Here is a 13,946-nt window from a genome sequence, read left to right on the forward strand (position 1 = left end):
AGACGGGGAGGTAAAATGGCACAATTATATTACAGATACAGTACGATGAATGCTGGTAAATCTATCGAAGTTATTAAAGTTGCGTATAATTATGAAGAACGAGGAAAACGGGTCTTGGCATTGGTACCGGGTATAGATAACAGATATGGCAAAGGGAAGATAACTTCCCGTGTGGGTCTGAGCAGAGAAGCGACTATAGTTAACGAGAATACAAATATATTAGAGATATTCATGCGCGAAAATGACAGGAAGACTATAGACTGCGTAGTGATTGACGAATGCCAGTTTCTCAAAAGACATCATGTGGAAGAACTTGTGGAGATAGTAGATAGTTTTAATATACCTGTACTGGCTTACGGTCTAAAAAACGACTTTAAAAATGAACTTTTTGAAGGATCTTATTATATGCTTATATATGCTGATAAGATAGAGGAAATTAAAACAATTTGCTGGTGCGGAAGAAAAGCTACTATGGTAGCCAGAGTTATTGACGGAAAGTTTGTCAAAAGCGGTGAGCAGATTATGGTGGGCGGCAATGATATGTACGTCTCTCTTTGCAGAAAGCATTATAATGAAGGGCGTATAGGCCCTAAGGAGTGATGTGGGAGTTTTTCCCCTGCCACGTATTTCTCTGTTTTAAGGTTTTGTGGATCTTATTTAATACTGTTCGTTTTCTATAACTCCATGAAGGTGAGATCAGCGTTGATCTGGGTGCATCTCCGGAGATTCTGTGAAGTGTTATATCGGGAGGTATTAGTTCAAGTGCTGATATTATAAGATCTATATAATCGTCAATATTTTCAAATGATACATAGTCGGGATACAATATTTCCATTTGAGAACCTTTGACAAGGTTGAGCATGTGGAGTTTTATCCCGAATATTTTTTTTGAGCAGATATGTTTTACAGAATCAAGCATCATACTTTCGGTTTCTCCCGGGAGTCCCATAATTAAATGAGTTACTGTTCGTATATTTCCGGAGATCAGCCTGTCGACAGCGTCATCGTAATCTTTTATCGTATAACATAAATTCATCTTTTCTGCGGTTATTTCATGAATAGTCTGAAGACCTAATTCTACCCACATAAATGTTTTTCTGTTTATTTCTGAAAGAAGATCTATGATGCCGTCGGACAGACAGTCAGGTCTTGTTGCTATGGCGATTCCAACCACATCGGGATGCTTTAGGGCAGCATAGAATTTGCTTTTGAGTTCTTCTACAGGAGCATAGGTATTGGTATGGCTTTGAAAATATGCTATGTATTTAGCTTGTGGCCATTTATCAGATAAAAGTTTTATCTGGCTGTTGAGATCTGATGTTATATCTCCTGATCCGGAGGCAGTATCTCCTGATCCACTTGCCGAACAGAAAAGACAGCCGCCTGTTCCTTTGCTTCCATCTCTGTTAGGGCATGTGAATCCACCGTCAAGGGAGAGTTTGACTATTTTTCCCCCGAACTTTTTCTTGAGGTATGTACTGATGGTGTTGATCCGAAGTTCCTGACCGTCAGAACTGTCAAAAATCAGAGGGGTATGGATATTTTTCATTGTCGCTTTCTCCTTTAAAAATTCGTTATAAGTTCATTTTCAATAGTTTAAATATATGATATAATAAACCATTATGATTGTGAGTAACAAGTGTTTGTTGGAAAATGAAAAAAATTTCATACTGGAAGATGATTTTAATGAGACTGTCAGAAAGCCCAGACTTTTACTGCACAGTTGCTGCGGACCATGCAGTACAGCTGTAGTGGAACGGCTTGTTGATGAATTTGAGATTACAGTATTTTTTTATAATCCGTGTATAACGGAAGAACAGGAATATCAAAAAAGACGTGCTGCTCAGATAGAGTTTATAGATCAATTCAACAGAGAGAATATCGGAATTGCGAAAATAGGCTTTGCGGAAGGAAATTACAGACCTAAAGAGTTTATAACAGCGGTAGAAGGGCTGGAAAATGAGCCTGAAGGGGGAGCGAGGTGTCGTGTATGCTTCAGCCAGAGACTGGAAAAAACTGCAGAAAGCGCAAGTCTTTCGGGATATGATTGTTTTGGCACAACATTAACGGTGAGTCCTCATAAAGATTTCAAAGTGATTTCCGTACTGGGAAGAGAATTAGCGGCGCGGTATGGGATTTCATTTCTCGACAGAGATTTCAAGAAAAAGGATGGATTCAAACGTTCGGTGGAACTTTCGAAAAAATATGGACTGTACCGCCAGAATTATTGTGGCTGCAAGTATTCAAAGCGTGAGGGAGATGATTGATATGCATGAACTGATTATACCTAAGAACTATACACCTTTTATTGATTATATGGAAAGTCAGAGGGCTATAAAGAAAATCAAAGATTTCTTTCAGCAGGAATTGGCATATGGTCTGAGATTGAGACGGGTATCGGCCCCTCTGTTTGTTGCTCCTGAAACAGGCCTTAACGATAATCTTAATGGTGTAGAACGAACGGTGAGTTTTACTGTTAAAGATATGGGAGAAAAAACTGTCGAAATAGTTCAGTCTTTGGCGAAGTGGAAGCGAATGGCCTTGGGTAAATATAATTTTAAGCCCGGAACGGGGCTGTATACTGATATGAATGCCATAAGACGTGATGAAGAACTGGATAATCTCCATTCTATATATGTTGATCAGTGGGACTGGGAAAAGGTTATCAATAAAGAGGACCGTACGGAAGAGTATCTGGAAGAAACCGTAGTGACGCTTTACAATGCCATTAAGAATCTCAATGATTATGTTAACAGGCTTTATAATGAATTAAAAACAGAGCTCCCTAATGAGATATTTTTTATAACATCTCAAGAACTGGAAAATATGTATCCGGAAAAGACGCCTAAGGAGCGTGAAGATGCCATAACAAAGGAAAAGAGGGCTGTTTTCATCAAGAAAATAGGAGGTGTACTTAAATCCGGACAGAGGCATGACGGAAGAGCTCCCGACTATGATGACTGGGAATTGAACGGAGATATAATTTTATGGAATGATGTTCTCGATCGTTCATTTGAGATTTCTTCTATGGGGATACGAGTAGATGAAAGGGCTATGGATAGACAGCTTAAGGAAGCCGGTGCAGATGACAGAAGGAATATGGCGTTTCATAAAAAAATATTGAACAGAGAGTTGCCTTATACTATAGGCGGGGGAATAGGGCAGAGCAGGCTCTGTATGTATTTTTTAAGAAAGGCGCATATAGGAGAAGTTCAGGCGTCCATATGGCCTGAAGAAATGATTGAGGAGTGTAAGGAAAATGATATTTTCCTTCTGTAGCTGATGAAATATCTGAATATAGTAATAGATAACAGAAGTGACAGTACAGACAGTTTATATACATATGGATGTAATTGTGAAAATGTGTCCGCAGGAAATAAGGTATATGTTCCCTTTGCTAAAGGCAACAGACTGAGAGAAGGTTATGTGATATCTGTATCATCTCAGGTGACTGATGATATGGCAGACAGGCTCAAGTATGTAGAGAAAGTTGATGAGGAGATATCGCTTACGCCTGAGATGATAAGAACTGCAGTGTGGATGAGAAATCGATATTTGTGCAGGTATATAGATGCGATAAAGTGTTTTACTCCTGTAGGAAGCAAAGCAAAAAGAGGAGTTCGTAAAGATCCGTTCAGTGAAAGACAGGGAGAAGAATATTCCTTAAAAAAATTGACTAACCAGCAGACATCTGCGATGGAGCGCATAGGGAATGCTGTGAAAAGAGGAAAACATGATAGATTTCTTATACATGGTGTTACAGGAAGCGGGAAAACTGAAATATATATTCGAACAGCCGAGATTGTATTAGCTGAGCAGAAAAAAGTTATTGTACTGGTGCCTGAAATATCTCTTATGACTCAAATAATAGACAGGTTTATAGGTAAATTCGGATATGAGAGTATTGCGGTGCTTCACAGCAGGCTTTCTCTTGGAGAACGGTATGATCAATGGAAAAAGATCAGAGATGATAAGGTGAAGATAGTAATAGGGGCAAGATCAGCTGTTTTTGCTCCGCTTGAGAACATCGGACTGATAGTGGTGGATGAAGAGCATGAGTCAACATATAAATCGGATCACACACCGAAATATGATACTATAGAAGTTGCAGTAAAGCGACTTCAGGATAAGGATAATAAGGGTATATTAATACTGGGGAGTGCTACTCCGTCCGTATCCACTTACAGCAGAGGAAAAGAGGGCATATATAAGATAATAAAGCTTACAGAAAGATATAATAAAGTTGATATGCCACATGTTGCAGTCGTGGATATGAGGGCTGAATTAAAGAACGGAAACAAGTCAATAATCAGCAGAGAACTTTATCGCAAAATGAAAGAAAAGCTTGAAGACGGGAAGCAGGTTATGCTGTTTCTCAACAGAAGAGGATATTCAACTTTTATATCATGCAGGGAATGCGGATATGTGGCGAAATGCCCTGCTTGCGGACTGTCTCTTACTTACCATAAGAAGACAGGCAGCGCTGTATGTCATTACTGTGGATACAGTCAGGGTGCATTGAATCGGTGCCCTGAGTGCGGAAGTAAATATATAAGGTATTTTGGCAGTGGTACGGAAAAAGTAGAGGAAACTATTTTAGAATTGTTTCCTGAATTTTCAGTAGAAAGGATGGATCTTGATTCCGTAAGAAAAAAAGGGGAGTTGGATCGCAAAATAAGGGATTTCAGAAAAGGAAAGACTGATATTCTTATAGGTACACAGCTTATAGCAAAGGGACTTGATTTTAAAAATGTAGGCTTGGTTGGGATAATTTCGGCAGATGTTTCATTGAATATACCTGATTTCAGATCTCCTGAGAGAACTCTTCAGCTCATCATCCAAGCTTCGGGACGAGCAGGCAGAGGAAGTGAGAAAGGCAGTGTGGTGATACAGACATACAGTCCTGAGCATTATGCTCTGGAGTTTGCTTCCAGACAGGATTATGAAGGGTTTTACAATACCGAGATACAGTTTAGAAAATATATGGGATATCCACCTTACAGCGATATGTTTCAGATAGTGTTTTCTTCAGATGATCGGGAAGCGGCTCTTGCTGGAGCAGAGGACTGGTACGAGAGGATAAAGGAGCTTCTTCCGGAAGATGAAAGAGGAAATGTTTTTTCTCCTCAGGAAGCGTATATGAGCAAGATAAAGGAAACATACAGATTTTCAATGCTCATAAAATGTTTAAGAGGCAAAAGGAAAAAATATTCTGATCTGATAATTTCGCTGAAGGAACAGGACAGAAAAAACAGAAAGAAAAAATATACAGCGGTAGTAGATATAAATCCATACAGTTTTGTTTAGGAGGAGAGGCTGATGGCACTGAGAAATATAGTAAAAGAAGGCGATGTTATACTGAGGAAGCATTGCAGAGAAGTGGACAAAGTAGATGACAGAATCAGAATGATACTGGATGATATGGTAGAGACTATGAGAGACGCTAACGGTGTTGGTCTTGCGGCACCTCAGATAGGAATGATGAGACGTATATTTGTGGCTGAACCTGAACCGGGCGAAGTTTATTATTTCGTAAATCCTGAGATCACAGAGAAAGAAGGTAGTCAGGAAAGCGAAGAAGGCTGTCTTTCTGTGCCTGGATATTCGGGGCTTGTGGAAAGGCCTGAAAGAATAACCATAAAAGGTTTGGACAGGGATGGAAGACCTCAGGAGTATAAGTTTGAAGGCTTTAAGGCGGTAGTCATGTGCCATGAGTTTGATCATTTGGATGGAATACTGTATATAGACAAAGCAAAAGAAATGTATCAATTGCCAACAGAGGAGAACGAGGGTAAATGATGAAAGTTGTATATATGGGCACACCGGATTTTGCAGTTCCTGCGCTGCAGAAACTTTATGATGAAGGATATGAGATTCCCTTTGTGGTCACACAGCCTGACACATCAAGGGACAGAGGCAGGAAAGTAAAGTTTTCGGCGGTAAAGGAAAAGGCTTTGGAGCTGGGAATAAAAGTTTTGCAGCCTCAGAAAGTTAAAAATGATAAAGAGTTTATAGATATATTAAAACATACGAAGCCTGATCTTATAGTAGTTGCGGCTTATGGACAGATACTTTCTAAAGAGATTCTGGATATACCTCAAAAGGGATGCATCAATATTCATGGATCACTGCTCCCGAGATTTAGAGGGGCTGCTCCTATACAAAGAGCTATAATGGCGGGAGATAAGGAAACAGGTATAACCATAATGTATATGGAAGAGGGGCTTGATACAGGGGATATGCTTTCTAAGAGATCAACTCCTATTGCGAATAAAACAGGGCGCCAGCTTCATGATGAACTGGCTCGTATGGGAGCAGAGCTTTTGGCAGATACTATCCCTAAGCTTGATATAATAAAAGGTGAGAAGCAAAACGATGAAGAATCCACTTATGCTTCCATGATTTCAAAGAATGAAGGTTGTATAGATTTTTCGAAGTCGCCGGGCGAAATAGAACGTATAATAAGGGCTTTTGATCCATGGCCTGGAGCATATACTTATTATGAGAATAAAATGATGAAACTTTGGAAAGCAGAGGATTTGGCGGTTGAAACCGATGAAGTGAACGGTACTGTATTGGGAGCCGGCCCGGATGGGCTTGATATAGCAGCGGGTGGTAAAGTGCTCAGAGTTACTCAGATACAGATGTCGGGTAAAAAAAGAATAGAAGTCAAAGAATATTTAAAAGGCAATTCCATTGAAATTGGAAGGGTTTTAGGATAAAATTAAATCCGGAGGGGGAATTATATGTATTTTGGGGTATTTGATCCTACGTTTATAATATTGATACCTGCTATTATATTTGCTTTATATGCGCAGGCTAAGGTGAAAAATGCTTATAGAAAGTATTCGGGAATAGAAAACAGAAGAAGAATAACAGGAAGACAGGCGGCGAGGATGATTCTGGACAGCAACGGACTTCAACATGTTTCCATAGAAATGGTGGCGGGGACTCTTACAGATCATTATGATCCGTCTAAGGATATAATGAGACTGTCCAGCCAGGTTTACAATGGTACATCTATAGCTTCTGTAAGTATTGCGGCACATGAGTCCGGCCATGCGATACAGGATGGTACATCTTATGGATTTTTGAAATTCAGAAATGCCATAGCCCCTGTAGTGAGCCTTGTTTCGACGGTATCCTGGCCGCTGATGCTGATAGGTCTTTTAATAATATGGCAGGGGAACAGAGCTACGGGGAATTTTATATTTGATCTGGGGATCATATTCTTTGCCGCGGTTGTTTTGTTTCATACGGTTACACTTCCGGTGGAACTTAATGCAAGTAAAAGAGCTATAAAACAGCTTGTAGATTTAAATATCGTAGATGATCAGGAAGCCAGAGGTTCCAAAAAGGTATTGTCCGCAGCGGCGATGACATATGTAGCTGCATTGGCTACATCAATAGCTAATTTAATCAGAATTTTAATGATTAGGGGGCGCGACTGATGGATGCAAATCGAAAAACAGCGTATTTATCGCTTGTAGACGTGGAGTCTAAGAAAGCGTTTTCAAATTTGGCGATCAACCACCAGGTAATAATCAATAAGCCTAATTCACAGGGCTTTGTAAGGGAACTTGTATATGGAGTTCTTGAGAGCAAACTTACTCTTGATTATTATATAGATCAGCTTTTAAATGACGGTATAGAAAGCCTGAAGATACCCGAGCTTACTATAATCAGAATGGGTATATATCAGCTTGGATGTATGAATTCAGTGCCGGAGTACGCTGCTGTCAATGAGAGCGTAATGCTGGCAAAGAAATATTGCAGAAGTAAGAGTGGGCTTATAAATGGAGTGCTGAGAGAGTATCTCAATAAAAAGATGCAGCTTAGGCTACCTGACAGAGCTGATGATGAAGTAAAATATCTGTCGATCAAGTATTCTTATGCGCCTTGGATAGTCGAACTTTGGCTTGAATATTATAATGTTGATTTTGTAGAAGAACTTATGCGGGCGGGGAATGAAACTCCTCCTATGACCATACGACTTAACTGGCTGAAGATAATGAAAAAGGATCTCATTGCCAAGCTGGAGGAACAGGGTTTTGAGGTCAGTGAAGGAAAGCTTTGCCAGAATGCTCTTAATGTGAAAGGCAACAGACTGTTAGAAACAGAAATGTATAAGTTAGGTATGTTTACTCCTCAAGATGAAAGCTCTATGCTGGTAGCTGAAAAGGTTGCGCCCAAGCATGGCGAGACAGTTATGGATGTATGTGCAGCCCCGGGAGGCAAAACTACAGCTATAGCTGAGAGAATGAATAATACAGGAAAGATCATAGCTTCGGATATTTACAGAAGAAAGCTTGATCTGATAGATAAAGAAGCGAGGAGATTAGGCATAACCAATATAGAAACAAGATCATGGGATGCTACCAGAGTGGACTCTTCGATGTTACATAGAGCTGACAGAGTTCTGGTAGACGCTCCATGCTCGGGATTAGGTGTAGTAAGAAGAAAGCCTGAGATAAAATATAAGGCTTTTACGGAAGAAATGGATCTGCTGCCAAAAAAACAGCTGGCTATACTTTCTGCTTCTTCGAATTATGTCAAACCGGGCGGAACACTGGTATACAGTACATGTACTATAAACCCGGCTGAAAACGAGAAAGTCACAGATGCGTTTCTAAAAAGGAATCCGTCTTTTGAAAAGGTGGAAAGAACGCTTCTGCTGCCTAATATAAACGGAACTGATGGATTTTTTATATGTGTCATGAAACGAGATGACAGTCTGTTATAGGTCCGCAATTAAAGTGAAAGGCGAAAGCAGTAATGGTACAGATTGGATTTAAATGTAATAAAGGTATTGTTCGTGAGAAAAACGAAGATGCTTGTTTTGTTATCCCCAGTCAGGATGTGTATATTGTGGCTGACGGTGTAGGCGGCAATAATTCTGGAGAAGTTGCCAGCAGAACGGCTGTCAGTGAAATAGCCCACTATGTCAATAATAACGATCTGCAAGAATTTAAGGAACCGGACGATATATTCGGTTTTTTTTCGGAGGCTATAGAAAGTGCTAATGAAAAGATATATAGATTGGGAATAGAAAATGAAGACAATAGGGGAATGGCGACTACAATTGTATTGGCATACATTTTCAAAGGGGTTGCCTATATAGCAAACTTAGGGGACAGCAGAGCATACTTGTTTAGAGACGGGATGCTCAGCAGAATCACCAAGGATCATACTTATGTGAATGAGCTGATAGATAAGGGAGTCATTACAGAAGAAGAGGCAGAAAATCACAAACAAAAGAATGTGATAACAAAGGCTCTTGGCGCTGATAAATTTGTGGAACCGGATTTTTATAGGCTTGAGGTTTCAAGAGATGATATTCTGATGCTGTGTTCAGATGGACTTTACGGAGAAGTTTCTCCGGAAAACATGGCAGAGATACTGGAGAGAGATGAAAGTATGAATGATATTTGCACACAGCTTGTGGATGAGGCGCTGCAATGCGGCGGGAGAGATAATATCACAGTGGTTTGTTTGAAGATATAGATGATTTATAGGAGGAAGTTATGAGCAATAAAGTTCTTGCAGGCAGATATGAACTGTTTGAGCGGATAGGCGAGGGCGGAATGTCGGTGGTATACAAAGCGAAGGATAAACTTCTTAATCGTTTTGTTGCTATAAAGATATTGAAGCCTCAATTTATCAATGACAGCAAATTCATAGACAGTTTCAGGAGAGAGTCTCAGGCGGCTGCAAGCATGTCGCATCCCAATATAGTTAATATTTATGACGTGGGAAGAGAAGGAAACATTCACTACATAGTAATGGAGCTTATAGAGGGAAAAACTCTCAGTGATTATATCAAAGAACAGGGGGCCATGTCCTATCCCAAGGTGATAGCGCTGTCAAAACAGATAGCTGCAGCATTGGCTTTCGCACATAAGAATCATATAATACACAGGGACGTAAAACCTCATAATATAATGATAACACCTAACGGTACCGCTAAGATAACGGATTTTGGTATAGCAAAAGCAGTTAATGCAGCTACTATTGTGGATAATACGGACGGTATTATAGGCTCTGTACATTATTTTTCCCCTGAACAGGCAAGGGGTGGATATGTGGATGAGAAATCGGATATATATTCTCTTGGTATCGTAATGTATGAAATGATTACAGGAAGAGTTCCTTTTGACGGAGATAATCCTGTAAATATTGCTCTCATGCATATAAACGGAGAAATGGTTCCTCCGTCAAAACTGGTGGATGGAGTTCCGCCTGCTCTTGAACATATAATTCTGAAATGTACAGATAAGTATCCGGTGAACAGATATGCTTCCGCCGAAGAACTGATAGAGGCGTTGAATAATCTTGAATTTGTAGGAAGCGTAGTAGGTGATTCTGTGCTGATGGGCGGGGCTACAGGTACGATGAACAATATAAAAGGCGGAAACGGACCTATAGCAGAGACTGATTACGATGACGGCGAAGATTACGATGAGGCTGAAGACGAAAAGAACGGCAGAAAACGTAAGAAAAAGCCTATGGATAAAAAGAAAAAGATGATTATTATAATCGCATCGGTGGCTGGGGCCATTGTGCTTGGACTGATCGTAGCATTTGCCGCAGGTATTTTCGGCGGTGAGGAGATAGAAGCGCCTGATTTTAAAAATATGACACTGGAAGAGGCAAAGGATGCTGCTAAAGAATATGATCTTAAAATTAAAAAGGCTGATGAAGTTGTAAGTGAAGACGTAGAAAAAGGAAAAATCGTTTCTCAGGATCCTAAGGCCGGAACTAAGATAAAAACGGGAAGTACTGTGAAAGTCAATATAAGCAAAGGACTTGGTGATGGAGATGTACCTGATCTTACTGGTAAGATGCAGGATGAATTGGCTTCATATCTTGAAGCGGCAGGGTTCACATTGGGATCTGTGACAGAAGAGGCGAGCGAGGAAGAGGCAGGTACTGTTTTGAGACAGGATCCTAAGGCGGGTTCAACGGCTGAGAAAGGTACAGCCATAAATGTAGTTGTCAGTGATGGGTCTAAAGCGAAAGCGGTAGTTCCTTATCTTGTCGGTAAAAGTTTGGGAGATGCTCAAGCAGCTCTTCTCAATGCAGGTCTTTCGGTAGGAAGCATAAGTTATGATTACAGCAGTACTTATGCCGAAGGAGAAGTAATGTGGCAGCAGTATGATGCAAATGCACAGCTTGATAAGGGTACATCTGTAAAGATAAGAGTAAGTAAGGGCAACAAACCTGAAGAGACTACTGCGCCTACAGAACCTTCAAAAGACGATGAAGATGAAGAGTAAAGGCGTTAAGTGCAGCGGCTGTCTGGAAGGGCTGATTGTAAAGGGTATCGCCGGGTTTTATTATGTAAAATCCGGCGATACAGTTTATAGGTGTAAAGCGCGGGGAATATTTAAACAGCGCGATATTAAACCTGCAGTAGGCGATAAAGTTGTTATCGAAGTAATACCTGATAATGATGACAGTCTTATAGTAGATATGTTACCGAGAAAAAACAGTTTTATAAGACCATTTGTTGCGAATGTGGACTGTTTCATAATTGTAGCTGCGGCGGCAAGGCCGTCTCCGGCGCCTATAGTGATAGATAAATTTCTTGTGATGGCAGAAAAGTCCGGAACAGATATAGTTATTTGTATCAATAAGTGTGATATGGCTGATTCTTTGCAGAGTAAGAAAGCCGAAAAAGCTGAAGAAAATATAGAGCTGCTTAAAAATATCTACAGTTCTTTGTATCCGGTAGTGTGTCTTGACAGTAAGAACGGAATTGGTTTTGACGAGCTGAAAAAACTCATAAAAGGCAAAGCTTCTGCTTTGGCAGGACCTTCGGGAGTGGGAAAGTCGACAATACTAAACAGGCTTATTCCTGAAGCAGGTGCAGAGACTGGCAAAGTAAGTGAAAAATCACAGCGCGGCAGGCATACTACGAGACATTCAGAACTGTTTACCATAGATGTTAAGACAGGGACTATGATTTTCGATACTCCCGGGTTTACATCATTTGATGTTCTCGAGGCTGGCGAGGAAGAACTTCAACATTTTTTTCCGGAGATAATGCACAGTGCGGCAGCCTGTAGATACAGCAATTGCAGGCATGTGGCTGAACCCGGATGTGGCGTTGCAAAAGCTCTTTCAGAGAATAAGATAAGCGAAAGCAGATACGAATCATATGTATCTATGCTTGATGAAATAAAAAAATCTAAACAATATTAAACAGCGTTGACAGGAGGAACTTAATATGATACAGCTGGCGCCATCCATATTATCGGCAGATTTTTCAAGGCTTGGGAAAAGTGTGGAAACAATAGAAAAAGCAGGGGCGCATTTGATACATGTGGATGTTATGGACGGGCATTTTGTACCTAATATAAGCTTTGGGTCGGCGGTAATGAAGAGTCTTGCCGGGAAGACGTCGATGGCTTTTGATGTTCACTTGATGATAGAGGAGCCTGATAGATATCTTGAAGATTTCGTTACGGAACAGACAGAATATATAACAGTACATCAGGAAGCCTGCGTGCATTTGAACAGAACTCTTCAGCATATAAAATCTCTGGGAGTAAAAGCAGGAATTGCACTTAATCCTGCAACTCCTTTGTCAGTGTTGGAATATTGCTTGGAAGATGTGGACATGGTTTTGATAATGTCAGTGAATCCGGGGTTTGGAGGACAGAGGTTTATTCCTTCAGCATTAAATAAAGTAAAAAGGCTTTACAGAATGAAGAATGAAAGAAACCCCAAGCTTAAGATAGAGATTGACGGAGGGATAAATCTTTCAAATGTAAGATCTGTGACTGATGCCGGAGTGGAAATAGTAGTTGCCGGTTCATCAGTTTTCGGTTGCGAAGATGTGGCAGGCAGTGTGAAAAAATTCATTACTGAGTTTAAATAAGAGGAATTTGCTTATTTTAATGTTAAGGAGGGCAATATGAAAATAGTATTGGACGGAATGGGAGGAGACAACGCACCGGGTGCAATAGTTAAGGGAGCTGTCGAGGCTGCCAAGCTGATAAAACATGATATATATATTGTGGGAAGAAAAGAAGATATAGAAGCTGAATTGAAAAAGAGTAAGTTTAAAGGCAAGAATATAAAAATAGTGGATGCCAGAGAAGTGATAACTATGGATGACAGTCCGGTGAAGGCTATACGAAGAAAAACCGAATCTTCTATGGTAGTTGGTCTTACTATGGTAAAAGACGGCCAGGGAGATATCTTTATTTCGGGAGGAAATACAGGAGCTCTGGTTGTGGGGGCAAGAATGATCTTGGGAAGAATTGAGGGAATAGATCGGCCCGTTCTCGCAAGTATATATCCATGCCTGGGCGGGGAACCGTCTCTTCTCGTGGACGCAGGAGCAAGTTCCGAAGCAAAGGCTCAGAATCTGCTGGAGTATGGACTTATGGGAAGTATTTATATGGAGAAAGTTTGGGGAAGACAGCAGCCCAAAGTGGGATTGGTAAATCTGGGAATAGAAGAAAGCAAGGGAACAAGTGTAACAAAAGACGCTTATCAGCAGCTTAAAGCGGCATCTATTAATTTTATAGGAAATGTAGAAGCCAGAGAAGTGCCTGTAGGAGCATGTGAAGTGATTGTATGCGATGGTTTTGTGGGAAATGTTATCCTTAAACTCACAGAAGGAGTAGCATGGAACATTTTAAAGCTTATAAAGAATAAGCTTATGAGAAATGTAAAAAATAAGCTGGCGGCGCTTATGCTGAAATCCGACCTCAAATCTATGAAACAGGAATTTGATTATGAGGAGTATGGCGGAGCGCCCATATTGGGAGTGAATGGACCTGTCATTAAGATACATGGTTCGTCCGGAGTGAATGCTGTTAAGAATGCTATTCTAAAAGGCATTCCATATGGACAGGAAAATGTAGTGGAGATCATTAGACAGTCCATGCTTGATCTGGAAGAAATAATAGAAAAAGATGAAGAGGAGTAGATGA

Annotated in this window: 14 protein-coding genes; 13 read left to right on the top strand and 1 reads right to left on the bottom strand. The window is 40.4% G+C overall.

The window, feature by feature from the left end; all coding sequences use genetic code 11:
• The first annotated feature begins 15 nt into the window (after positions 1-15).
• The gene (locus H8692_RS06190; RefSeq protein ID WP_177267561.1) at positions 16-600 is read left to right on the top strand and encodes a thymidine kinase; all 585 of its coding nucleotides are present in this window, start codon (positions 16-18) and stop codon (positions 598-600) included.
• On the opposite strand, the gene mnmL is transcribed toward H8692_RS06190, so the two are convergent.
• Entirely contained in the window at positions 590-1,549 is a 960-nt protein-coding gene (gene mnmL / locus H8692_RS06195; RefSeq protein WP_187525255.1) for a tRNA modification radical SAM protein MnmL/YtqA, read from the bottom strand. The two genes, H8692_RS06190 and mnmL, sit on opposite strands and share 11 nt — an antisense overlap.
• A 79-nt stretch (positions 1,550-1,628) precedes the next feature.
• Between mnmL and H8692_RS06200 the strand changes: the two genes are divergently transcribed.
• From H8692_RS06200 to plsX, 12 genes are read left to right on the top strand one after another with little or no spacing between them, the layout of a single operon-like run.
• On the top strand, positions 1,629-2,267 hold the full coding sequence (locus H8692_RS06200; RefSeq protein ID WP_346727756.1) for an epoxyqueuosine reductase QueH: 639 nt from the start codon (positions 1,629-1,631) through the stop codon (positions 2,265-2,267).
• Between the two features lies 1 nt (position 2,268).
• The gene (gene asnA / locus H8692_RS06205; RefSeq protein ID WP_177267564.1) at positions 2,269-3,279 is read left to right on the top strand and encodes an aspartate--ammonia ligase; all 1,011 of its coding nucleotides are present in this window, start codon (positions 2,269-2,271) and stop codon (positions 3,277-3,279) included.
• Between the two features lie 3 nt (positions 3,280-3,282).
• Positions 3,283-5,307 (top strand): replication restart helicase PriA, encoded by a 2,025-nt coding sequence (priA, locus tag H8692_RS06210; RefSeq protein ID WP_187525256.1) that lies wholly within the window; start codon positions 3,283-3,285, stop codon positions 5,305-5,307.
• A gap of 12 nt (positions 5,308-5,319) precedes the next feature.
• Positions 5,320-5,799 carry a peptide deformylase gene (gene def / locus H8692_RS06215; protein ID WP_177267566.1) on the top strand — a complete coding sequence of 160 codons (480 nt, stop codon included), beginning with the start codon at positions 5,320-5,322 and terminating at the stop codon, positions 5,797-5,799.
• Complete coding sequence (fmt, locus tag H8692_RS06220; protein WP_243206928.1) at positions 5,796-6,722, top strand: methionyl-tRNA formyltransferase; 927 nt, start codon at positions 5,796-5,798, stop codon at positions 6,720-6,722. The genes def and fmt overlap by 4 nt, the downstream gene beginning before the upstream one ends.
• A 24-nt stretch (positions 6,723-6,746) precedes the next feature.
• Positions 6,747-7,451, top strand: a complete 705-nt coding sequence (locus tag H8692_RS06225) for a zinc metallopeptidase (RefSeq protein ID WP_177267567.1) — start codon at positions 6,747-6,749, stop codon at positions 7,449-7,451.
• On the top strand, positions 7,451-8,743 hold the full coding sequence (gene rsmB, locus H8692_RS06230) for a 16S rRNA (cytosine(967)-C(5))-methyltransferase RsmB (RefSeq protein ID WP_187525257.1): 1,293 nt from the start codon (positions 7,451-7,453) through the stop codon (positions 8,741-8,743). Before H8692_RS06225 ends, rsmB begins: the two co-directional genes overlap by 1 nt.
• Positions 8,744-8,775: 32 nt before the next feature.
• Positions 8,776-9,504 carry a Stp1/IreP family PP2C-type Ser/Thr phosphatase gene (locus tag H8692_RS06235; RefSeq protein WP_177267569.1) on the top strand — a complete coding sequence of 243 codons (729 nt, stop codon included), beginning with the start codon at positions 8,776-8,778 and terminating at the stop codon, positions 9,502-9,504.
• 20 nt (positions 9,505-9,524) lie between these two features.
• On the top strand, positions 9,525-11,276 hold the full coding sequence (gene pknB, locus H8692_RS06240; protein ID WP_177267570.1) for a Stk1 family PASTA domain-containing Ser/Thr kinase: 1,752 nt from the start codon (positions 9,525-9,527) through the stop codon (positions 11,274-11,276).
• Positions 11,260-12,204 carry a ribosome small subunit-dependent GTPase A gene (gene rsgA / locus H8692_RS06245; RefSeq protein ID WP_187525258.1) on the top strand — a complete coding sequence of 315 codons (945 nt, stop codon included), beginning with the start codon at positions 11,260-11,262 and terminating at the stop codon, positions 12,202-12,204. Before pknB ends, rsgA begins: the two co-directional genes overlap by 17 nt.
• A gap of 25 nt (positions 12,205-12,229) precedes the next feature.
• Complete coding sequence (rpe, locus tag H8692_RS06250) at positions 12,230-12,883, top strand: ribulose-phosphate 3-epimerase (protein WP_187525259.1); 654 nt, start codon at positions 12,230-12,232, stop codon at positions 12,881-12,883.
• A 36-nt stretch (positions 12,884-12,919) separates the two neighbouring features.
• Positions 12,920-13,942: a phosphate acyltransferase PlsX gene (gene plsX / locus H8692_RS06255; RefSeq protein ID WP_177267573.1), complete on the top strand. Its 1,023-nt coding sequence runs from the start codon at positions 12,920-12,922 to the stop codon at positions 13,940-13,942.
• Positions 13,943-13,946: the final 4 nt, after the last annotated feature.

Source organism: Lentihominibacter hominis (assembly GCF_014385065.1).
GTDB lineage: Bacteria > Bacillota > Clostridia > Peptostreptococcales > Anaerovoracaceae > Lentihominibacter > Lentihominibacter hominis.